We start from the raw sequence: 21,652 nt of genomic DNA on the forward strand, positions 1-21,652 counted from the left end.
GCCTTAAGCATATGTCGGGATCTCCGCCTCGTCACTTGCCTTCTCCGACTTGGGCTCGATCTTGCGCGGCCACCACACGGGATCGCCGATGTCGTGGACGAGGCCGGCGATGAGAGAGGTGCGCACAATGAACGTGTCGATCAGCAGGCCGAGCGGCACGATGATCGCGAGCTGGAGCATGAACAGGAGCGGGATCACCGCGAGCGCGCCGAAGGTTGCCGCGAGCACGATTCCGGCCGACGTGATGACGCCGCCGGTGACGGCGAGGCCGCGCAGGAGTCCCTTGCGGGTGCCGACCTCCTCCGACTCCTCGCGCACGCGAGCCATGAGGAAGATCGTGTAGTCGATGCCGAGCGCGACGAGGAACACGAACGCGTAGAGCGGGACGGAGGCGTCCGCGCCCGGGTGGTCGAGGATCCAGTTGAAGATGATCGCCGAGATGCCCATCGCGGATGCGAAGGACAGGATGTTGGCGAGCACCAGCAGCAGCGGTGCGACGAACGAGCGAAGCAGGATGACCAGCATGACCATGATGATGATCAGTACGACCGGGATGATCTTGAACAGATCCGAGCGGGCCGTTTGCTGCGTGTCGAGGTTCTGCGCCGAGGCGCCGCCAACGAGCGATTCGGAATCGAGTTCGTGGGCGATGTCGCGGATCTGCTGAACGACGCCGGCCGCGGCAGTGTCGCCCGACGGCATCGAGGTGGACACGGACAGGAGCACGCGGTTGTCGATGACGAGCGGCTCGCCCTCCTGCTGCGCGCCCGGCATGCCGGCGGGCATCTCGCCTGCTGGCATACCTTCTGCGTCGGCGGGCATACCTTCTGCGTCGGCGGGCATTCCTTCCGCGTCGGCGGGCATACCTTCTGCGTCGGCGGGCATTCCTTCTGCGTCGGCGGGCATTCCTTCCGCGTCGGCGGGCATACCCTCCGGCATTCCCTCGGGCACCGACTCGGGGTCGACTGTCGGCGTGACGGACTCGACCCCGTCGATAGCCGAAATCTCCTCGATCGCCGCGTCAACGGCGTCGTTGGAAATAACGACCTCGATGGGCTCAACCGAGCCGACGTCAAACTTGTCGCCGAGGATGTCGAAGCCGATGACGGAGTCGGGGCGGTCGACGAACTGCTCGGTTTGCGAGGTGCCTTGCGCTTGGAATGTGGGGGCGAATGCGGCGAGCGCCACGAGGAGGATGAGCGAGCCCACCCAGACGCGGCGGTCGTTCTTGCCGACGATGCGTGCCCAGCGCGACCAGATGCCGTGGCCGTCGATGCCGTCGGGGTCGTCTGCCTTTTCGGGGAGTTTCGCCGGCCAGAAGACGGCGCGGGCGAACTTGTTGCCGAAGATCATGAGCAGGCCGGGCAGGAGCGTCAGCGCGGCGAGCATCGAGAAAATGATGCCGATCGCGGCGATCGGGCCAAGCGATGCGGTGGACGAGAGGTCCGAGAGGAGAAGCGCGAGGAGGCCCGCGATGACCGTTCCGCCCGAGGCGAGGATCGGCTCCCACACGCCCTTGACCGAGTTCGCGAGAGCCTGGATCGGGGTGACGTCTTCCTTGAGTTCGTCGCGGTAGCGCGAGACGACGAGGAGTGAGTAGTCGGTGGTCGCGCCGATAACGAGGATGGAGAGGATGCCCTGCGTCTGGCCGTTGAGGTCGAAGACGTCCTTGAGGGCGAGGTTGTAGACCACGAGGACCGCCGCGCACAGCGCCGCGATGGCCGTGATGAGGACGGCGATCGGGAGGTAGAGCGAGCGGTACACAAAGATCAGGATGATGAAGACGAGGACGACCGCCACGAGGAGCAGGGTGAGGTCGATGCCGGCGAACGCTCCGCCGAGATCCGCCGCGATGGCCGCGGGGCCGGAGACGAAGAAGTCCGCATCCATATCGCCGAACTCATCGGCGAGGAACGCGCGGACGTCCTCGACGAGCGAGTTGACGAGGCGCTGGCCGTCGTCGTCGGATGCGTTGACGGAGGCGGTGTCAAGGTTGAGGGGCAGGAGGACGGCGGTGGCGTCCTCGTTCGGGACCGCCGGGATGAACTGGCTGGTCATGACGTCTGCGAGGGTTTCTCCGCTCGAGAGCTCGACGCCCGGGAGGGCTTCGCCCACGGGTGCGAGTTCGGCGAGTTCCTCCTCGGTGAACGCGGAATCGCCAGGCTTGACGACGGCGATCAGGAGCGGGAGCTCGTTCGACTCCTTGAACTCCGCTGCGGCCTCGCTGGCGAGCGTGGATTCCGCGGATTCAGGGAGGAAGAAGGCTTGGTCGTTTTCCGTCACGGACGAGATTTGACCCTGGGCCATGCCACCGAAACCGAGCATGGCAAGCCAGAAGAGAAGGAGAAAAAAACGAAGTGGGAGCGCCTTTTTAGACGTCAGAAATTGCTGCACCTACACAGAGTAAACCATGGAGCGTAATTTGACCGAGTTTGGGGCGGTTTGGCGGGGCGATTTGGGGCTCGTTGGGTGGGGCGGTTGGTGGGCGGTTGGTGGGCGGTGGCGGGTGGACGGTGTTTGGTGGCTGTTGGTGGGCGTTCGTGTGGTTCGTAGATAATTGTTGGCCGGTGATTGCTGGTCGGGGTGTTTGAGGGGTTTTCATTGCGTTTGGGCGCGTGTGATGTGCGTCATATTCGAACACTTGTTCGAACGATTCTGGTAAACTGGACATATCTCATCAGACGGTAGCTGCTGCGGGATCGTTGTCCGCCCGCGGGGTTGCCGCCCTCACCGAAAGGAGGTGCCGCTGTGTCCGCCGCGCTCGATCTCGACCTGTGTGACGCCGCGGCGCGTCCGGTGATTGGCGGCGCCGAGATTACCGCGCTCGCTGGGGCGACGAGTTCGCGCGAAGCTGGCGCTGTGCGAGAGCTGACTTCGATCATTGATGGAATTGACGCGCTCGCCCGTGGCACGGTTGATTCGTTGGCGGGCGAGGAGTTGTTGGAGTTCTCGTCTCTGCTGGCGAAGGCAGAAACAAAGATCGGCGCTCTCCGAGCAGATGCACTCGCACGCGTGAATGAGACTGGCGACTGGCAGAATGCCGGTGCGCGGACGGTCGATGAGTACGAGCGCCAGGTGAGCAAGACGAGCCTGGCGGACTCGCGAAAGTCGGTCAAGAGGGCGAAGGCGCTTAAGAATGACCTGCCGACGTTCAAGGAAGACCTCTCGGACGGCGAGATTTCGGTCGCGCACGTGGACGTGTTGACGAAGGTCATTCAGTCCCCTGCATTGAAGGAACAATTGCTCGATCCCGACGACGGCGAGGCGCAGCTGCGCGAAGCCGCTCAGACGATGGACGCGGGGCAGTTCGAAAAGCGTGTAAAGGCGTGGGTGATCAAGCATGCGCCGAAGCGATCCGAGCGGATGGCGCGGGAGAAGTCGAAGGAAGAACGGCTCTCGATTGTCGAGGACTCGGATGGCTGGATTATCAGCGGCTACCTCGATCCTATCAATGGAAAGATTGTGGATTCGACTCTGACGAAGGTGATGGGCGTGCCCAGCCTCGGCGATCCTCGCGGGCCGCTGTCCCGCCGGGCGGCTGCGCTGGCAGAGATTTGTGATCGCGCCGCTCAGGATAGCGACGAGGCCGGTAAGGGTAACGGCGGCGCACACATTACCGTGCAGGTGCCGCTCGAAACCCTCGTCACGGCCGAGGCCGCGGCAAAGCTTGAAGAAGAGGCCGCGGCTGCCGAGCGCGAGCAGGGTGCGGCGCCGGTGGAACATCCGGTATTGGGTCCTGTGCTCGCGGAGATTCGGGCGGGTATCGATCCGGATCTCTTCACGGGTCTGGAGCCGGCCACGTTGGACGATGGCACTCCCCTCGTGCCGTCAGATCTGATGACGCTCCTATGCGATTCACGGATTTCGAAACAGATTTTCTCGCGGGATGGCGTCATCCTCGACCACGGGCAGGCACATCGGCTCTGTACGCCGCAGCAACGGAGAGCGGTTATCGCACGTGATCGAACATGCAGGTTCCCGGGGTGTCATCACACCTACCAGTCATCGCAGGTACACCACGCCGTTCATTGGAAGAACGGCGGAAATTCGGACATCGATAACCTCGTCATGCTGTGCTGGCATCATCACCGATTCGTCCACCGCAATGACATTACAATCTTCCGACATCGCGATGGTTGGTCGTTCCGAGACGGAAACGGCTGGGAATACACTGCTCACGGTCGGCGCAGAATTGCGCCTTCGTCCGACCCGTCCGGATCCTCGGGCGCATCAGCTCCAAGCGATCAAGGGGCAGGCGGCCAGGGGGCAGCGAACAGCGATAGGAGCAGTGTGCCCACCGCCGATTTCCCGCCGACGGAGTCGTTCTTCAACACCGACGCCGAGATACCGTTCTAAGCCGGAGCGCCCGACTGGCCGCGTTCTACCGGCCGGAAGGGCCAGGAGACGGGTTCGACTAGGCGGGATCGACTGGCTGGTCGAGATCAGTCGGTTAGGCGGGATCGACTGGCTGGTCGGGATCAGTCGGTTAGGCGGGATCCGATGACGCGAGCGCCGACTTGCGGGCCTGCGGACGGACGAACGGGAACAAAATCGTTTCGCGGATGCCGAGGCCGGTGAGCACCATGAGCATGCGGTCGATGCCCATGCCCATGCCGCCCGACGGCGGAAAGCCCTGCTCCATTGCCTCGATGAAGTCCTCGTCGAGCTGCATGGCCTCCGGGTCGCCGGCGGCCGCATCGAGCGACTGCTGCGTGAGCCGCTCGCGCTGAATGACCGGGTCGGCGAGCTCCGTGTATGCCGTCGCGACCTCGACGCCGCGCACGTACAAGTCCCACTTCTCGGTAACACCCGGCTTCGAGCGGTGGTTACGGGTCAGCGGGGAGGTGTCCTCCGGGAAGTCGAACACGAAGGTCGGCTCCCACAGGCGATCGCCGACGAGCTCCTCCCAGATGTCCTCCGCGATCTTGCCGGACACGGCGTAATCCTTGACGCCGATGCCATTCGCCTCGGCGATCTCAATCAACCGCTCACGGGGCGTCTCGACGGTGATCTCCTCACCGACTGCCTGCGAGAGCGACTCGTACAGGTCGAGCCGAGCCCACTCTCCCCCGAGGTCGTACTCGGTGCCATCGGCGAGCGTGACCGTCGTCGTTCCGAAAATGTCGCGCGCCGCGTTCTGGATCAGATCGCGGGTCAGGTCGGCCATCTCCTCGTAGGTCGAGTAGGCCTCGTAGGCCTCCATCGCCGAAAACTCGGGCGAATGCGTCGAATCTGCGCCCTCGTTACGGAAATTCTTGCCGATCTCGTAGACCTTCTCGAGCCCACCGACGACGGCGCGCTTCAGGTAGAGCTCGGTGGCGATACGGAGGTAGAGGTCCTGATCGTAGGCGTTGATATGCGTCTCGAACGGGCGCGCGGCCGCGCCGCCGTGTAGCGGCTGGAGCATCGGGGTCTCGACCTCGATGTAACCACGCTCGTCGAACGTCTTGCGGATCGACTGCATCATCTTCGCGCGGGTGCGCACGATCTTGCGGGCATCGGCGCGCGTGATGAGATCGAGGTGACGCTTGCGAACGCGGGTCTCCTCGTTGAGCGACATCTCGGTGCCGTCCTCGGCCGTGAAGGTCTTCGGCAGCGGGCGCAGGGCCTTCGAGGCCATCTGCCAGTCGGTGGCGAAGACCGACAGCTCGCCGCGCTTCGAGGCGCCGACGTAGCCGACGACGTACACGTGATCACCGAGGTCGACGTCGGCCTTGAGTGCATCGAGCGCCTCCTTGCCGACGTTCGCGAGCGAGAAGATGACCTGCAGGCGGTCGTCCGCGCCCGACTGAAGCTGCACGAAGGCGATCTTGCCCGACGGGCGGAAAAGCATGACGCGGCCGGCGATCTTGACGACCGTGTCTGTCAGCTCGTCGCCCGGCTGGAGGACAGTGACCGACGACGCGGTGGACGAGGCGGGCGAGGCGGAATCAGCCGACGCGGCGGACGAGACGGCGCCATCGGAACGATCCACGACGTAGCGCTCGCGGATCTCGCCCAACGAATTCTCCACGACGAGCTCGGGCGGATACGGGTTCCTGCCCTCGTCGAGCATGCGCTGACGCTTCTCCTTGCGGACGGCGATCTGATCCGATGTGTCGTCGTAGTGCGGCTGTGTCATTCAGTCTTTCCTATGTCTCTGGTTGATCGGTGGCCGATCAGTGGTTGATCAGTAGTTGATCAATGGCTGGTCTCTGGGTGATCTCGGGTTGATCTGTGCGGTGACGAACCCGTGCGGTTAGAGCTGGTCCTTGATGTAGGGCGGGATGATCGAATCGATGGAATCGAGCACGTAGTTCGGCTGGTCCTTGCGCTTCAAGGCCTCCGCCTGCTTGATCGTCGCGTCCCCCGTCAGCACGAGCGCCGACGGAATGCCGAAGCGCTTCGCCATGCGGATGTCCGCGCCGAGCGAGTCGGTCACGAGCAGCGCATCCTCGGGCGTGGCCGCGAGGTCTTCGAAAATCATCTCGAGCAGGTCCGGCTCCGGGCTGCCGAGGTTCTTCGCCACCCGCTTGCGCGTGGCCACCTCGATCGCCGTGACGATCGATAGGGTTCCCGGCTCGCGCGTGCCATCGGGCTGGCGGCGCACTCGCCGCAGCGACGATGCGACCAGATCCGCGCCGTTTTCGTCGATGGCACGGAAGGCCGTGGTCAGCTTGTCGAAGGAGAAATCGCGGTCGTGACCCACGAGAACCACGTTGATCTCTGCGGGATCCTCGCTCAGCGGGATTCCCTCGCCCTCGACCTCGGCCGACAGCGCGTCGTCGCCGATCACGAACACGTTCGCACCTGGGTAGGACTTGTGAAGGTAGCGTGCCGCCTGGCGGCCAGGCGTGACGATCTGGTGCGGATCGAGCTGGACGCCCTCCGCGGCCATCGCCGTGACGAGCTTGTCCGACGAAACGGTGGAGAGCATCGACAGGTAGCGGATCGGGCGGCGCAGCGAGGTCAGCGTGTCCACGACCATCTTCATTTCCGGCATCAGCTGGGCGCCGGCGAACACGGTGGCGTCGATGTTGAGCAGGTAGGCGTCGAAGACGCGCTGCGGGGCCTCGCGGACCATGACGTTGAGGTCGGCGATCCGCTCGGAGATTTCCTTCTCGCCGACCTTGGCGGCCGGATCCGCCGTGACGAGCTCGGTCTCGGCCTGTGCGGCCGGGCGACGCGCGAGCTTCTCGCGCAGTTCCTTGGCGTCCCCGATGATTGCCTTCGGGTTGATCTGCGGGATTCGGGGTGTTGGCATACGCATGGTTACTCCTCGCCTCGAGTGTAGGTGGTCTGGGCTGGTGAAGAGACAGACGACGGTGTCGTGGGGGACGACGACGGAACGGACGACGGTGACGGGGCGGCCGGCGCGGTGACCGGCGCGGTGGCCGGTGATGAGAGGGCGGCCGGTGACGGGACCGACGACGACGGCACAGTGCGGCGAGCCTCGTCAAACGGAATCCCCGAGGCCGTGAGGTCGCGGGCGCTGACCGGCACCTGGCCGGGGTCCGAGCCCTCGTCGAGAATCCGATTGCGCTCGTCCACGAACACGATCCTCGGCTCGTAGGTCCGGGCGGTGGCGTCGTCGAGCTGGGCGTAACACATGAGAATCACGATATCGCCCACGCTGCACAGGTGCGCCGCCGCGCCGTTGAGCTTGACCTCGCCCGCGCCGCGCTCCCCCGGGATCACGTACGTGGCCAGCCGGTTGCCGTTGGTGACGTTGACGATGTCGACCTTCTCGCCCGGCAGGATATCCGCCGCCTCGAGCAGGTCCAGATCCACGGTCACCGACCCGACGTAATGCAGGTCCGCGCCCGTGACCGTTGCCCGGTGAATCTTGCCGGTCACCATCGTGCGCAGGCGGGTTGGTCTCGTCGATGTCATCGAAGCTCGACCTCCATGTTGTCGATCAGGCGCGTCGTACCCACCCACGCCGCCGCGGCTAGCAGGCCTCGGCCCGTCACCCCCGGCGCGAGCTCTTCGAACGTATCCGGGTTCACGAGCACCAGGTAATCCAGCACGACGCCGTCCGCCTCGGCGATCGCCGACCGCGCGGTGCCAAGCACCTCGGTCGCCGTCGCGCCGGCATCCGCTGCCTCGCGCCCCGCGCGCAGAGCGCCGGAGATGGCGAGCGCTTGCGAACGCTCGTCCGCACTCAGGTAGCTGTTGCGGGACGAGAGGGCCAGGCCGTCGTCGTCGCGCTTGATCGGAACCGGGCGCACGTCGATGCCCATGTTCAGGTCCTCGACCATCGTGCGCACGAGCGCGAGCTGCTGGGCGTCCTTTTGGCCGAAGAATGTCATGTCCGGGCGCACGAGGTTAAAGACCTTGTGGACGACCTGCAAGACGCCGGCGAAATGGCCGGGGCGCGTCTTGCCCTCGAGGATCGTGGCGATCGGGCCCGGGTCGATGCGCACGAGCGGTTCACGCGGGTACATCTGATCGTCGGTCGGCAGGAAGGCGATGTCCGTGCCCTCGCGCTCGAGGAGCGTCAGATCGGCGTCGACGGGTCGCGGGTAGGCGTCGAAGTCCTCGTTTGGCCCGAATTGGAGCGGATTGACGTACACCGACGCCACGAGCACGTCGGCCGCCTCGCGCCCCGCCTTCAGCAGCTGGGCGTGCCCATCGTGAAGCGCGCCCATCGTCATCACGAGGGCGCGGGTTCCTGGATGCTCATCGAGCGCGGCGGCGAGTTCGTGCCGTGTCCTGCAAACTCTCACGCCCCAATTCTATCGGGCAGGCGGTGGCGATCCTAGGTCGGCGATGATGGTATGCAACTCATTTGCCTGTTTTTCGGCGAGTTTTCCGGCCTTCTCGGCGCGCTCGACGAGCGTGCGCAGGGCGTGGGCGTACGAATCGACGACGTCGGAGGCCTCGGTGGATTCGGCGGCGAGGGTCGCAAGCGCGGCCAGTTGTGAGGCGATGCGCTCCGGCGAATCGGCCGACGCTAGCTGCTGGGCGGCGCCCTGGCCGGCCAGACCGCGCTCGAGCGCCGAGGCCGCGAGCGATCGGAGCAGCGGGCCGGGTTCGCTCACGCCGATCGCGTCGAGGGCGTGAACCGCCTGCGCGGACGCGAGCTGCACGGCGCTGGTGGCGTGGGCGAGGGCGGCGTCGTAGACCGGGCGGTCTGCGGAGTTGATGACGATCCCCTCGCCTCCCATTTCGGCGACCAATGCGAGGCCGATCGGCTGGAGTGCGTTGGCGGCCGAGACGGCGAACCGGCATTCGGCGAGGCGAGCCACGTCGAGCGAGGTGCCGGTGAATTCCATCGCCGGGTGGATCGCGAGGGCGAGCGCGCCGGACCTTGCGGCCGGGTCGAGGACCTCGGTGCCGAAGCGGGGCGAGGTGTGGATGACGATCTGGCCGGGCTGCCACGCCTCGAGCTTGGCTAGGCCATCCACGAGAGCGGCGAGCTCGGCGTCGGGCACCGCGAGGATGATGAGCTCGGCGCGCTCGACGATGACGGGGATCTCGAGGGCGGGCACGCCGGGCAGCATGGCGTCGAGGCGGTCGCGCGAATCGTCCGAGGCCGCGTAGGCGCCGATAATCGAGTGGCCAGCCGCTCGCAGCGCACTTCCGAGTGCCGCGCCGACCTTGCCCGCCGAAATGATGCCGACCCCCATGCGGCCGGTGGTGTTGTCTATGCTCATGTGTCCTGTGCTCACGTGATGTTCGGTGCGCCCAGTCTAACCGGGGCTGTCTGAGCGGCACAGTCTGAGCGGTGCAGTCGAAGCGGGGCGGTCTGAGCGGCACAGGCTAAGCGGTGCAGTCAAAGCGGGGAGGCCTGAGAGGCACAGCCTAACCGTGGCGTATTGCGGGCACAGAGCAACCAGAGCGTAAAAGCGGGGCAACCAGAGCGTAAACGCGAGGCAACCAGACGGCGTTGTCGACTTCCCCTCGTAGCAAAATGGCGAATTACCAGCGCTTTTGCTGGTCAGGACTTCGTCAAATCATTGCGTGGGCTGGGTAACAGTGGAAGAATTGAGGCATGAAAAAACTAATTAATAACCCCAATGACGTGGTCACCGAATCTCTCAAGGGCGCGGCTCTCGCTCACCCCAATCTCCTCGAGGTCGACCTCGAGCACCATATCGTTTACCGCAAGCAGCCCAAGGATGGCAAGGTCGCCATCATTTCCGGCGGTGGCTCCGGCCACGAGCCGCTTCACTCCGGGTTCGTCGGCACCGGCATGCTCGATGCGGCCGTGTGCGGCGAGGTCTTCACCTCCCCCGTGCCCGATCAGATCATGGAAGCGACGACCAAGGTGGACACCGGCAAGGGCGTCCTGCACATCGTCAAAAACTACACCGGCGACGTGATGAACTTCGAGATGGCTGCCGAGATGGCCGCCGACATGGAGGATACGAAGGTCGCGGCCGTCATCGTCGAGGATGACGTGGCCGTTCAGGACTCGCTCTACACCGCCGGCCGCCGTGGCGTCGGCGGCACCGTCTTCGTTGAGAAGATCGCCGGCGCGCTCGCCGAGGAGGGCGCCGATCTGCAGGCCGTCACCGAGGTGGCGCAGAAGGTCGCGGACAACACGCGCTCCTTCGGTCTCGCCCTGACCTCGTGCACCGTGCCCGCCGCCGGCAAGCCGACCTTCGACCTCGCCGAGAACGAGATCGAGCTCGGTATCGGCATCCACGGCGAGCCCGGCCGCGAGCGCCGCGAGCTGCAGAATGCTCACGAGCTGGCAGCCGAGCTGGTCAAGCCGATCATCGAGGACTACGACTTCACCGGCGCGCCCGTCGTGGCGATGCTGGGTGGCATGGGCGGCACGCCGCTGTCCGAGCTCTACCTCATGTGGGGCGAGTGCGCGGCGCTGCTCGAGGAAGCGGGCGTCAAGGTTGAGCGCGTGCTCGTTGGCGATTACGTGACCTCGCTCGAGATGGCCGGCTGCGCGCTGTCGCTGCTCAAGGCCGACGACGATCTACTTCGCCTGTGGGACGCGCCCGTCGTGACCACCGGCCTGCGCTGGGGTGCATAGTGACCGACCTTTCTCAATTCTCGGCATGGATGGCCGCTTTCAAGGAAAAGATTGACGCGAACTCGGCCGAACTGACCGATCTCGACCGCCAGATTGGCGACGCCGACCACGGATCGAACATGGTCCGCGGCGTGGCCGCGGTGGCGGAACTCGACCTCGAATCGATGGGCGATCCCGCCACGTACCTAAAGAAGTCGGGCATGGCGCTGGTCTCGAAGGTCGGCGGCGCCTCCGGTCCGCTGTATGGCACGCTGCTCATGAAGATGGGCGGCGCGCTCGGCGACGGCGAGCTGACGAAGGACTCGTTCTTCACGGCGCTGCGCGCCGGCGTGGAAGGCCTGCAGGCTCGCGGCAAGGCCGAGGTGGGCGACAAGACCATGCTCGACGTGTGGTTCCCCGCCCTCGAGGCTGGCGAGGCGAGCGACGGGTCGCTCGCCGAGGCGCTCGCGGCTGCCCTTGAGGCGGCCGAGCAGGGTGCCGAAGACACGATCCCGATGATTGCACGCAAGGGCCGCGCGTCGTACCTCGGCGAGCGGTCCAGGGGCGTGAAGGATCCGGGTTCGGCCTCCTCCGTCCTCCTCATCGAGGCAGCTGCGGAGGCGTTTGGTGCCTAACGTCGGCCTCGTTGCCGTCTCTCATTCCGAACCACTGGCGGTTGCAGCACGCGATCTTGCGCTCGACATGGGCAAAGACGCCGTGATTGTGGCTGCCGGCGGCCCGGATGGGGACGGGTTTGGAACTAACGCAGAACTCATCGCGAACGCCATCGAAGAGGCGGATTCGGGCGCGGGCGTCGTGGTGCTCGTGGACCTCGGCTCCGCCGTCATGTCCACCGAGATGGCGCTCGAATTCATCGACCCCGACATCGCCGACCGCACGCGCGTTGTGCCGGCGCCTATCGTCGAGGGCCTCGTCGTCGCGGCCGTTGCCGCGGGGGCGGGTGCCGATCGCGAGTCGGTGGCCCGCGAGGCGATGGGGGCACTGGCCTCCAAGCAGGCGGATATTCCCTACGACGACGGTCGCGCGGATGGCGACGGCGACGCTGCTGGCGACGAAGACTCACGCGCGTGGGAAAGCCGCCGGTACGTCGTCGACGATCCTGCTGGCTTGCATGCTCGTCCGGCCGCAGCGCTCGTACGGGCCGTCGCGCCCTTCGATGCCGACGTGCGCGTGGCGAATGAGAAGGCCGGGCGCGGGCCGAATGCGGCGAACTCGATGACCTCGCTGATTTCGCTGGGCGTGCAAAGCGGGGACGAGATCCTCGTGCAGGCGAGCGGGCCCGAGGCGGTCAAGGCGCTCGAGGCCGTCGGGGAGCTGGCCAATCGCGGCTGGGTAAGCGAAGGCGAGCAAAAGCCTGAGGTATCAACGATTCCGGCACATCAGCGCAAGCCGAATTCCGGCATGGAAATCGCTGTGGGCCCGGCGCTCGTGTGGCGCACGAGGCCGCGCGACGACGCGCGCCAGACCGCCGGCAACCAGCTTGACGCGTTTGAGGCCGCCCGCACCGCGGTGCGGACCTACCTTGATTCCCTCGAGGAGAATCCGATGCTGGCCCTCCAGTACGGTCTGCTCGACGACCCCACCTATGCCGGCGACATCATCACGCGGATCGAAGGCGAAGTGCCGGCCGGCGTCGCTGTCAATGCGGCGACCGAGCAGATGGTGAAGACCTACGAGAAACTGCCCACCGAGTACCTGCGCGAACGCTCGGAGGACGTCGTGGCGCTGGGCGAATTGCTCGGGCAGGCGATGCGAGGCGAGTCACTTGGCGGGCTAGCCAAGGCGATTGACGATTTCGGGACGGCGCCCGTCGTCGTGCTTGAATCCCTGACTCCGGCGCTTGCGTCGGAAATCAAAGAGGGCTCGATCATGGGCATCGTGGCGGCGACCGGTTCGTCCACGGGGCATGGCGCGCTCATCGCGGCGACGAAGGGCATCCCCGTGATCGCCGGCGTCGCGCAGGCGCGCGAGATTGAGGACGGCGAGGAGGTCGCGCTCGAGCCGCGCAGCGGGATGGTCACCGTCAACCCGTCGCGGGCGCAGTTGCACGAGTTGCTTCGGGCGTCGAAGGAGCAGCAGCGCCTGGACGCCGTCGCTATGGAGCACGCGCACGAGCCGGCAATGTATGGCGACCACGAGATCCTCGTGGCGGCAAACGTGGCGATGATGGGCGATGCCGCGGCGGCCGCGCGCAACGGGGCGGACGGTTCGGGCCTGGTGCGCACCGAGGTGCTGTTCGCCGATTACGACGAGGTGCCGACGATCGAGGAGCAGGTCGAGGCGTTTACCGAGATCGCGCGGACGATCGGCACCGACAAGCCGATCACGATCCGCACGTGGGATGTGGGCGCGGATAAGCCGCTCATGTTTTTCTCGGCCGAGCAGGAGGACAACCCGTTCCTCGGCGTGCGTGGCATCCGGTTGATGCGGCGCTTCCCGTATGCGCTCATCGATCAGTTCCGCGCGATCATTCGCGTGGCGCAGACGGCGAGGATCCAGGTGATGGTTCCGATGATCACCACGGTCGAGGAGCTGGCGTGGGCGCGCGAGAAATTCAACGAGGCCGTGGATCTCGAGGGGCGGCCCGACGAGCTGCCCGAGTTTGGCATGATGCTCGAGACGCCGGCCGCGGCGGTGCGGATCAAGGATTTCAACGAGCTGGTTGACTTCGTGTCGGTCGGAACGAACGACCTCATCCAGTACATGGCCGCAGCGGATCGAGGCAATGCGGACGTGGCGGCTCTCGCTACGGATGTGGTGCCGCTCGTGATCGAGTTGATCTCGCGGGCGGCGGGCGAGCTCGACTCCCCCGTGTCCGTGTGTGGTGACCTCGCGTCGTCCGAGGAGGACGTGCCCCTGCTCTTGGAAGCTGGCGTGCGTGAACTATCCGTGCGCCCGGGGCTCGTGCCGAGGATCAAGCAGGCTGTTCGCCGCGCGGGCGAGGAGCTTCATCCCGCCTGACCGCGGTGACCGCGAGTGACCCCGAGCCCGGAGTGCGGGTGTGCGCGAGCCTGATCGCCCAAGGAGACCGCTGTGAGCCCGGGGGTGCGGGCGTCCGAGGGATTAAGCCTGACCGCCCGAGGAGACCGAACCCGGGCACACGTAGCTAGACCCCGACGCGGCGTTGCCAGGCCTCGATCGACTCCGTCACGCCGACCTGACGGGCATGCTCGGTGAGATCATTTTCGACCCACGTCATACGCTCGACGTCCGCGATGGCCATGTTCTTCTGGGATGCGTCCGAGTCGGTGATCACGAGATCGAGACGAATCGAGCCGAGCCCCAGCTTGCGTTGCAGCGGGCCCTGGCTCATGCGAAGCGACTGGGTGTGGTCCTGCCAGACGAACACAATCCTGCGGCTCCATCGGCCCGTGCGGAAGACGGCCACATTCGGGGTCAGGCACACGCCGCGCGAGCGCCACGTGATCGGATCCAGCCAGCGGGCCGACTTGGGCGCGCTCAAGAAAAACCGACCCGTACCGGTGCCGTCGAAGGCGTCGCGAATGAGCGTGGCGTCGTCGTCGGTGCCGGCTGACGGGAGCATCGTCCACAGGACGTTCAAGACCTCGCTGCGGGTGCCGGCGGGGATGATCATGCCTTGGTTCATGATGTCGGCGACGTCGTCGACGCTGCCAATGCCGGCGAGCGTGGCGCGAAGCCGCCACCAATCTTTGCGGCGCCACAGCATCGGCTGGCGGATTTCGATCGCGTGCAGGCGCTGCGGCGGGATCGACCGCGTGACAAGCTTCGTCAGGCCCGAGCGCACGCGCAGGCCGTTCGGCGAGAGGTAGACCTTCGTGCCGTAGGCGTCGAGGAGCGACTTACCCCACGCGATCAGACCCGAGCCGACGCCGACGATCGCGAAGAGGATGCCGTCCTCGCCGATGGCGAGCGCCAAAATGATGAAGACGACGACGAGGAACACCGCGATGATGAACCCGGTGTTGAACACCGCCGACGCGAACAGACGCGAGGTGGGCAGCTCGAAGATCTGGCGGTCGCGTTCGAGGTCGTCGGGGTCGAAGATGGGGATCTCGGCGTTGGGGTGCCCTTGATACGGCTGACCCGATTCGGGGTACACGGGCTGGCCGGGGTGCTGGCCGGGGTGCTGGCCGAGCTGGCTGCCGGGGTACACGGGCTGGTCACCGTAGCCGGATTGCTCGAAGCCAGGCTGCTCGAAGCCGGGCTGCTGGCCGTAGCCGAGCCGACCGTCGTCGTGAATCTGTGTGCCTGCGCCCGGCGGAATCGCCTCGATGCTCTGGGCGCCGACGACGTCGCTCACCTGAACGCCGAGGCCGATCGGGCGGCCCGCCCGCGCGTTGGTCAGACCGGTGAGGATCTCGCGGCGGAGCTTGCCGCAGTCCTCCATCGTGAGCAGGCCGAGCTCCGTGGCCGGCTCGCCGCCCGCCGATTCGACCTTCACCGATCCGAATCCGAAGATCCGGCCGAACAGCTTCTGCTCGACCTCCACCGTCTGGATGCGGTCCCAGCGCATGTGCGAATGGTTCTTGAGGAGGATGCCGGAGCGTTTGTGTACGCCGGAGTCGACGACGGCGAACGACTGGTAGCGCCACGAAATCCACGAGAAAAGGATGACGACGAGCGTCAGGGCGACCAGACCGCCGAGGATAATCAGCACGACCGTGACGGTGATGTCCTGGAGGCTATCAAGGAGGTCGCCCATGCCGGTCTCGAGGATTTGGATGATGATGTTGAAGACAATGACGCCGAACACCACCCACAGCGCTCCGCCCTGCGCAAGCGGGGAGACCTTGTGGAATTTGCGCCAGGCGCCTTCCGGCACCGACGCGCCGAGGCCGCTCTTGCCGGCCTTCGGGGTGGGGTGCGGAGCGGGATGCGACGTGGGGTGCGGAGCGGGATCCGGTGACGGGTGGGGCCCGGATGATGGGTAGTGTGCGGGGCCGGGCGCGGGGGCGGATCCGGGGACGGGCCCGGGCTCAGACGGGGAGCCAGGCGAGGAAGAGCGATCGAAAATCACAGGCCCTCCATGTTCGCTTCGCCGAGCGCGGTGAGCTTCTCGCGTAGGCGCTCCGCTTCCTCGAGCGCGACGCCGGGAATCTTCGCATCCGTGCCCGCCGACGCCGTCACCAGCTCGACCGACGCGAGGTCGTAACGCTTCAACAGCGGCCCCGTCTCCACGTTGACCTGCTGCATGCGTCCGTACGGGACCACCGTCACGCGGTGGAACATGATGCCCGAGCGGATGAGGAGTTCATCCGCGAGTTCCGCGTATCCGAAGACGCGCGCCCGGCGCAACGCCAGCCACACGAGCCAGACCGCCACGGCCACCAAGATCGCTAACGCGACGACCCACCAGATCCAGCCGTCGCTGGAGAAGCGGCGGCTAATCAGCGCGACGACGAAAGGCACTCCAGCGATGATGAGGGCAAGCAATCCCCAACGGATGAGGGTGACGTTCTTGAATTTGGGGTGCAACGGGGTGAAGTGCACCGCCTGTGCAAGCGGATTTCTCATGGCTCAAGTGTAACGATTCGGCTGGGCGCACCCATCATTCTCAAGCACGACGGCGGGGGCGCGAGTTAGCCACGTTCCCGCGGCCGCGCCTTTGCACCCACAACCGGGATCCTCACGCCACTAGCCCAATGTCTCATGCCCCGCACAGCCGGGTTCAAGCCCCGGCGGCCTGAGTCGATTCGGGCTGGCCGTCGTCGTCGACCATGCACCACCGCTCCCCGACCACGGCGAGCACCGTCATGATGAGCGAGCCGACTGCCGCGAGCGCGGCGTTGATGGCGTGCTCGGTGAGGAAGGAGGTCGGGCCGCCGAGCCAGTAGGCGACGGCGATTCCGCCCGCGCCGCCGGCCATGAGCGCACCCGCCCGCGAGGTCGCCTGGGTGAGCACCCAGATGCGGGCCGCGTAGATCGGGTCCATCGCGCGCCGGCCGAGCTTATACGCGCGCACGAGCCACGCCTGCCACGCCACCGCCACGCCGATCAGCAGCGGCGCCAAAAACAGCAGAAAGTGCACGCTGATCGGGCTCGCGCCCGAGCGAATGAGCAGGCTGACCAGCACGAACACCGTCACACCCGCCACCACCCCGAGCGCAACCAGCGTCAGGATCGGAGTCGGAGTGAGCTTCTGAGCCATCGGCCTACAGCGTGTCCGGGAACTGCGGCTCGGGGGCCCCGGAGGCCGGCGAAGCGGCCGACGCGGCGGGACCAGCCGAATCGGCACCCGCCTCGGACAGCGCCGCCACGCGCCGCACGCCCTGATCGGGCAGCTCGGCCACGATCTCATCCACCCGGCGCCCGCCGAGCGTCGCATCCGGTTCGATCTCCAGCCACGGCTCCAGCACGAAGCGGCGCAGGTGGGCGCGCGGATGCGGAATGGTCAGACGCGGCGAGTTCGACACGAGATCGCCCGCCTTAATGATGTCCAAGTCAAGCGTTCGCGCGCCCCAGCGCACGTCCCGCACGCGCCCGTGCGTGTCCTCGATGAACTGCAAATCCTCGAGCAGATACTCCAGCTCGGTGTACGTGCGGATCTTGATCACCGCGTTGATGTAGTTCGGTTGCGACGCCTGCCCGTCCTCGAGCTGCGGCGCCGTCTCGTACATGCCGGACACGGCGAGCACCTCATTCATCGTCCCGATCTCCGCCACGGCCTGGCGCACGTGCATGTGCGGATGGTCGAGGTTCGAGCCGAGCGAAATGATCACGTCGCACGGCTCGGACTCGATCGTGCGCCACCAATCCACGGTGATCGACACGTCCTCGAACTCGTGCTCAATCGGCGCGTTCGGCTTGTGAACGGTCACCTGAAGCCCCTCCACGGGGAACTCCGCCAGCCGCGTCACCATCCGATTCGCGAGGGTCTCGATGAGATTCGCGTGCTCGCCCTCAATAATGTCCACGACGACGTCCGCGACCTCGGCATACGAGACCGTCTGAGCAAGATCGTCGCTGCGCGCCGCCTCGCTCGTCTCCAGCCACAGGTCCACGTCAACCACGAATTCCTGCGGCTCCACCTTTTCATGGTCGAGCACGCCGTGCGTTCCCTGCGCCCGCAGGCCCTTGAGCGTGATCTTTTCACTCACGCGGATCATCTCCCCTCATCGCCAGATGAACATTCAGCGCCGTCTTCGTCGCCGCCACATTGTGTACTCGCACGGCCCACACGCCCGTGCCGCTCAACAGCCCGGAGACGACGGCGGTCGCCACGTCGCGATCATCGCCCACCGTCACCGGACCCAAGAATCTCTTTCGGGACTGCCCGATCAGCACGCGGTGCCCCTCTCCCACAAACGCGCCAAGGCCGCGCAACACCTGCCAGTCTTGGTCGCCGACCTTCGCGAACCCCAAGCCCGGATCCAAGATGATCCGCTCGGCCGCGATCCCTGCCGCAACCGCCGCGTCCCGCGAGGCGAGCAATTCCTCGCGAACCGTGGCCACGACGTCGTCGTACGTCGCCAAATCGTTCATCGACCGCGCGTTCCCGCGCCCGTGCTGCAGCACGTAATCGCAGTCGAGGCCGGCCACGGTGGCGAACATGTCCGGATCGCCCTGGCCGCCGGTCACGTCGTTGACGATGTGTGCGCCAGCCGCCACCGCCTTGTGCGCCGTGTCCGCGTGGTAGGTATCCACCGAGACGGTCGTTTCGGGCGAGAGCGCCTCGACGACGTCGGCAATCCGCTCCCATTCGCGCTCGGCAGGCACCGGCTCGGCTCCCGGGCGGGTCGATTCGCCGCCGATGTCGATGATGCTCGCACCGTTGGAGACGAGCGAGCGGCCGTGCTCGATCGCGAGGCCCGGATCCGTGTAGCGCCCGCCGTCCGAAAACGAGTTCGGCGTGACGTTGAGGATGCCCATGATCTGCATGTGGTCTCGCTTTCGTGCCGAGCTAGCGCAGGGCGGAGCCGGCCATGATGAGGCTCATCGCCTCGGCGCGGGTGGCCGGGTCGTGCATCGTGCCGCGCACGGCGGAGGTGACTGTCTTCGACCCCGGCTTGCGTACGCCGCGCATCGACATGCACAGGTGTTCGGCTTCAACGACGACGATCACGCCCGAGGCGCCGAGGCGATCCGCGAGCGCGTCAGCGATTTCGCTGGTCAGGCGCTCTTGGACCTGCGGGCGGCGGGCGTAGCCTTCGACGAGCCGGGCGAGCTTGGACAGGCCGGTAACCCGGCCGTCGTCGGCGGGAATGTAGCCCACGTGGGCCACGCCGTGGAAGGGCAGCAGGTGGTGCTCGCACATCGAGTACATCGGGATGTCGCGCACGAGGACCATTTCCTGGTGGCCGACGTCGAAGACCCGATCAAGGTGGTCGGCGGGGTCTTCGTGTAGGCCGCCGAAGACCTCCGCGCCCGAGCGGGCGATGCGTGCGGGGGTGTCTTGGAGGCCCTCGCGGTCGGGGTCTTCGCCGATGGCCACGAGCAGATCGCGGATGGCGCGCTCGACGCCGGCTTCATCGTAGGTGGTCATAGCTGGTCCTTCGTCGGGCCGGTGCTGTCGGGGCCGGGTGATTCCGGGCCGGGCAGATCAGGGCCGGCGGGTGGAGCTGGGTTACCGGGTTGCTCGGGGCCGGGAAGATCCGGGCCGGGCTGAACGTGCGTGCCGAGCCCCGACGAGCCCGCACCCTCGGAATCCTCCACGAGTTCCTTGTCAGACTCGGGCATCGGCACCGGCGGGATGTCCGAGACGGGACGGTCGGCGGACGAGAGCCAGAGCTCGCGCTCGGGAGCCTTCACGATGTCCGCGAAGATCTCCTTAAGTTCACCCTCGAGCACGGTCTCCTTTTCGAGGAGCACGGTGGTTAGGCGGTCGAGCACGTGGCGGTTGTCCATCATGATCTGCCACGCCTCCTGGGCGGCGGCGTCCATGAGGGCGCGTACCTCTTCGTCGACGGTATGGGCGAGCTGATCGGAATGCTCGCGGCCCCCGCCGCCGGCCATCCGGGTCATCGGATCGGGCTCGTCGGTGGTCAGCCGGACCGCGCCCACGCGCTGGGACATGCCGTATTCGGTGACCATCTTGCGCGCGATGTTCGTTGCCTTTTGGATATCGTTTGCGGCGCCCGTGGACGGGTCGTGGAAGACCACTTCCTCCGCGGCACGCCCTCCCATCGCGTACACGAGCTGGTCGAGCAGCTCGTGGCGCGAGGTCGAGTATCGATCCTCGGTGGGCATGACCATCGTGTAGCCAAGCGCCCTCCCGCGCGGCAGAATCGTCACCTTCGTGACCGGGTCCGTGTGGTTAAGAGCCGCCGCGGCCACGGCGTGACCAGCCTCGTGATAGGCGGTCATGCGCTTTTCGTCCGCGTTCATCACGCGGGTGCGGCGCTGCGGGCCGGCAATCACGCGATCGATGGCCTCGTCCACGTCGTCTTCGGTGATGCGCTCGTGCCCGCGTCTGGCGGCAAGAAGCGCCGCCTCGTTGAGCAGGTTCGCAAGGTCCGCACCCGAGAAACCGGGCGTGCGGCGGGCGATCGCTTCGGCGGACACGTTGTCCGCGAGCGGCTTGCCCTCCGCGTGCACGCGAAGAATGCCCTCGCGGCCGATGAGATCTGGCGCGTCCACCGCGATCTGGCGGTCGAAGCGGCCCGGGCGAAGCAGGGCCGAGTCCAACACGTCCGGACGGTTCGTGGCAGCGATGACGATGACGTTCGCGCGCTCGTCGAAACCGTCCATCTCCACGAGGAGCTGGTTGAGCGTCTGCTCTCGCTCGTCGTTGCCACCGCCGATGCCCGATCCGCGGTTGCGGCCCACGGCGTCGATCTCGTCGACGAAGATAATCGCCGGCGCCACCTTCTTCGCCTTGTTGAACAGGTCTCGCACGCGCGAGGCACCCACGCCCACGAACATCTCCACGAATTCGGAGGCCGAGATCTGGAAGAACGGTACGCCCGCCTCGCCGGCAACCGCCCGCGCGAGCAGGGTCTTACCCGTTCCCGGCGGCCCGTACAGGAGCACGCCCTTGGGAATCTTTGCGCCCATCTTGTGGAACTTGTTCGGCGTCTCGATAAACTCCTTGATCTCGCGAAGTTCCTCAACGGCCTCGTCCACGCCCGCCACGTCCTCGAACGTGACGTCCGGCAGGTCAGACTCGACGCCGTCCTTCTTCACCTTGCCGAACTCGCTCATCCGGCCCTGCATCCGCGGAATCATCCACAGGAACAGACCCACGATGAGCAGCATCGGAAGCATGAACGTGAGCATCGAGAACAGCACCGACTGCTGCGGCACGATCGAGTTGTAGCCGTGCTTGGAGTTCGCGGCGTCGACGAGCTCGGCCACCGACTCCGCCTCGGGGTCGGTGTACTGGAACTGGACCATGTCCGTGGCGTCCAGCTCCTCGCCCTCCAAGTCGGTGGGCGTGTACTCATTTGCCAGCCACACCTGGACGATCTGCGAGCCGTCCGTCATCTGGATGCGCTCAATCTCCTGCGACTGCAGGATCTGCTTGCCCTCGCTCGTCTTGACCGCCGTAAAGCCGCCCGGGCGGATCACGAAGAACATCACCACGGCGCCAACTACGAGCGCGGCCATCAGCGCCCAGAACGTGCGGCGCTGGCGCTTGTCCTTGGCGAGCTCCTCCTCGGTGGGCGGTTTGCCATCTGGTCGCTTTCCATCCGGGCGCTCGCGGTCAGGCCCCTTCGACTCTCGCGGCGCCTGCGAATCCGTGCCGCGCGTCTCGTC

16 protein-coding genes and 1 pseudogene are annotated in these 21,652 nt (G+C 66.2%); 4 read left to right on the forward strand and 13 right to left on the reverse strand.

The genetic code is table 11. The annotated features are described in order from the left end of the window. Positions 1–3: 3 nt before the first annotated feature. Positions 4–2,283, reverse strand: coding sequence for an MMPL family transporter (locus ACHFFR_RS02320; protein ID WP_394262657.1), 2,280 nt, complete (start codon positions 2,281–2,283; stop codon positions 4–6). 465 nt (positions 2,284–2,748) lie between these two features. On the opposite strand from ACHFFR_RS02320, the gene ACHFFR_RS02325 reads away from it, so the two are divergent. After that, positions 2,749–4,356 (forward strand): DUF222 domain-containing protein, encoded by a 1,608-nt coding sequence (locus ACHFFR_RS02325; protein ID WP_394262658.1) that lies wholly within the window; start codon positions 2,749–2,751, stop codon positions 4,354–4,356. A 130-nt stretch (positions 4,357–4,486) separates the two neighbouring features. On the opposite strand, the gene lysS is transcribed toward ACHFFR_RS02325, so the two are convergent. From lysS to ACHFFR_RS02350, 5 genes and pseudogenes are all read right to left on the reverse strand, one after another. Then, entirely contained in the window at positions 4,487–6,121 is a 1,635-nt protein-coding gene (gene lysS / locus ACHFFR_RS02330; RefSeq protein ID WP_394262659.1) for a lysine--tRNA ligase, read from the reverse strand. Positions 6,122–6,238: 117 nt separating this feature from the next. Next, the gene (locus tag ACHFFR_RS02335) at positions 6,239–7,249 is read right to left on the reverse strand and encodes an HAD-IIA family hydrolase (protein WP_394262660.1); all 1,011 of its coding nucleotides are present in this window, start codon (positions 7,247–7,249) and stop codon (positions 6,239–6,241) included. A gap of 176 nt (positions 7,250–7,425) precedes the next feature. Beyond that, positions 7,426–7,872, reverse strand: a pseudogene (gene panD / locus ACHFFR_RS02340) (aspartate 1-decarboxylase); the annotation flags it as partial. Then, the gene (panC, locus tag ACHFFR_RS02345; protein ID WP_394262661.1) at positions 7,869–8,708 is read right to left on the reverse strand and encodes a pantoate--beta-alanine ligase; all 840 of its coding nucleotides are present in this window, start codon (positions 8,706–8,708) and stop codon (positions 7,869–7,871) included. The gene panC and the pseudogene panD, both read right to left, overlap by 4 nt. Positions 8,709–8,717: 9 nt before the next feature. Then, positions 8,718–9,638, reverse strand: a complete 921-nt coding sequence (locus ACHFFR_RS02350; protein WP_394262662.1) for a Rossmann-like and DUF2520 domain-containing protein — start codon at positions 9,636–9,638, stop codon at positions 8,718–8,720. 338 nt (positions 9,639–9,976) lie between these two features. On the opposite strand from ACHFFR_RS02350, the gene dhaK reads away from it, so the two are divergent. The 3 genes from dhaK to dhaM are packed head-to-tail and all read left to right on the forward strand — an operon-like array spanning position 9,977 to position 13,936. Continuing rightward, a complete protein-coding gene (dhaK, locus tag ACHFFR_RS02355) occupies positions 9,977–10,975 on the forward strand; it encodes a dihydroxyacetone kinase subunit DhaK (RefSeq protein ID WP_394262663.1) in 999 nt (332 codons plus the stop codon). A 29-nt stretch (positions 10,976–11,004) separates the two neighbouring features. Next, positions 11,005–11,589 carry a dihydroxyacetone kinase subunit DhaL gene (gene dhaL, locus ACHFFR_RS02360; RefSeq protein WP_394262664.1) on the forward strand — a complete coding sequence of 195 codons (585 nt, stop codon included), beginning with the start codon at positions 11,005–11,007 and terminating at the stop codon, positions 11,587–11,589. After that, a complete protein-coding gene (gene dhaM / locus ACHFFR_RS02365; protein ID WP_394262665.1) occupies positions 11,582–13,936 on the forward strand; it encodes a dihydroxyacetone kinase phosphoryl donor subunit DhaM in 2,355 nt (784 codons plus the stop codon). The genes dhaL and dhaM overlap by 8 nt, the downstream gene beginning before the upstream one ends. Positions 13,937–14,081: 145 nt before the next feature. Here the strand turns inward: dhaM and ACHFFR_RS02370 are convergent, their stop codons facing one another. The 7 genes from ACHFFR_RS02370 to ftsH all read right to left on the reverse strand — a co-directional run bounded on the left by ACHFFR_RS02370 (position 14,082) and on the right by ftsH (position 21,502). Continuing rightward, on the reverse strand, positions 14,082–15,974 hold the full coding sequence (locus ACHFFR_RS02370; RefSeq protein ID WP_394262666.1) for a PH domain-containing protein: 1,893 nt from the start codon (positions 15,972–15,974) through the stop codon (positions 14,082–14,084). Continuing rightward, on the reverse strand, positions 15,971–16,471 hold the full coding sequence (locus ACHFFR_RS02375) for a PH domain-containing protein (protein ID WP_394262667.1): 501 nt from the start codon (positions 16,469–16,471) through the stop codon (positions 15,971–15,973). Before ACHFFR_RS02375 ends, ACHFFR_RS02370 begins: the two co-directional genes overlap by 4 nt. A gap of 154 nt (positions 16,472–16,625) precedes the next feature. Further along, entirely contained in the window at positions 16,626–17,105 is a 480-nt protein-coding gene (locus ACHFFR_RS02380) for a DUF3180 domain-containing protein (protein ID WP_394262668.1), read from the reverse strand. Positions 17,106–17,109: 4 nt separating this feature from the next. After that, positions 17,110–18,054, reverse strand: a complete 945-nt coding sequence (gene folK / locus ACHFFR_RS02385; protein WP_394262669.1) for a 2-amino-4-hydroxy-6-hydroxymethyldihydropteridine diphosphokinase — start codon at positions 18,052–18,054, stop codon at positions 17,110–17,112. After that, positions 18,047–18,835 carry a dihydropteroate synthase gene (gene folP / locus ACHFFR_RS02390; RefSeq protein WP_394262670.1) on the reverse strand — a complete coding sequence of 263 codons (789 nt, stop codon included), beginning with the start codon at positions 18,833–18,835 and terminating at the stop codon, positions 18,047–18,049. Before folP ends, folK begins: the two co-directional genes overlap by 8 nt. Positions 18,836–18,857: 22 nt before the next feature. Beyond that, positions 18,858–19,439, reverse strand: a complete 582-nt coding sequence (gene folE / locus ACHFFR_RS02395) for a GTP cyclohydrolase I FolE (RefSeq protein WP_394262671.1) — start codon at positions 19,437–19,439, stop codon at positions 18,858–18,860. Next, complete coding sequence (ftsH, locus tag ACHFFR_RS02400) at positions 19,436–21,502, reverse strand: ATP-dependent zinc metalloprotease FtsH (protein WP_394262681.1); 2,067 nt, start codon at positions 21,500–21,502, stop codon at positions 19,436–19,438. Before ftsH ends, folE begins: the two co-directional genes overlap by 4 nt. Positions 21,503–21,652: the final 150 nt, after the last annotated feature.

The sequence above is a fragment of the Trueperella sp. genome (assembly GCF_043424875.1).
Classification (GTDB): domain Bacteria; phylum Actinomycetota; class Actinomycetes; order Actinomycetales; family Actinomycetaceae; genus Trueperella.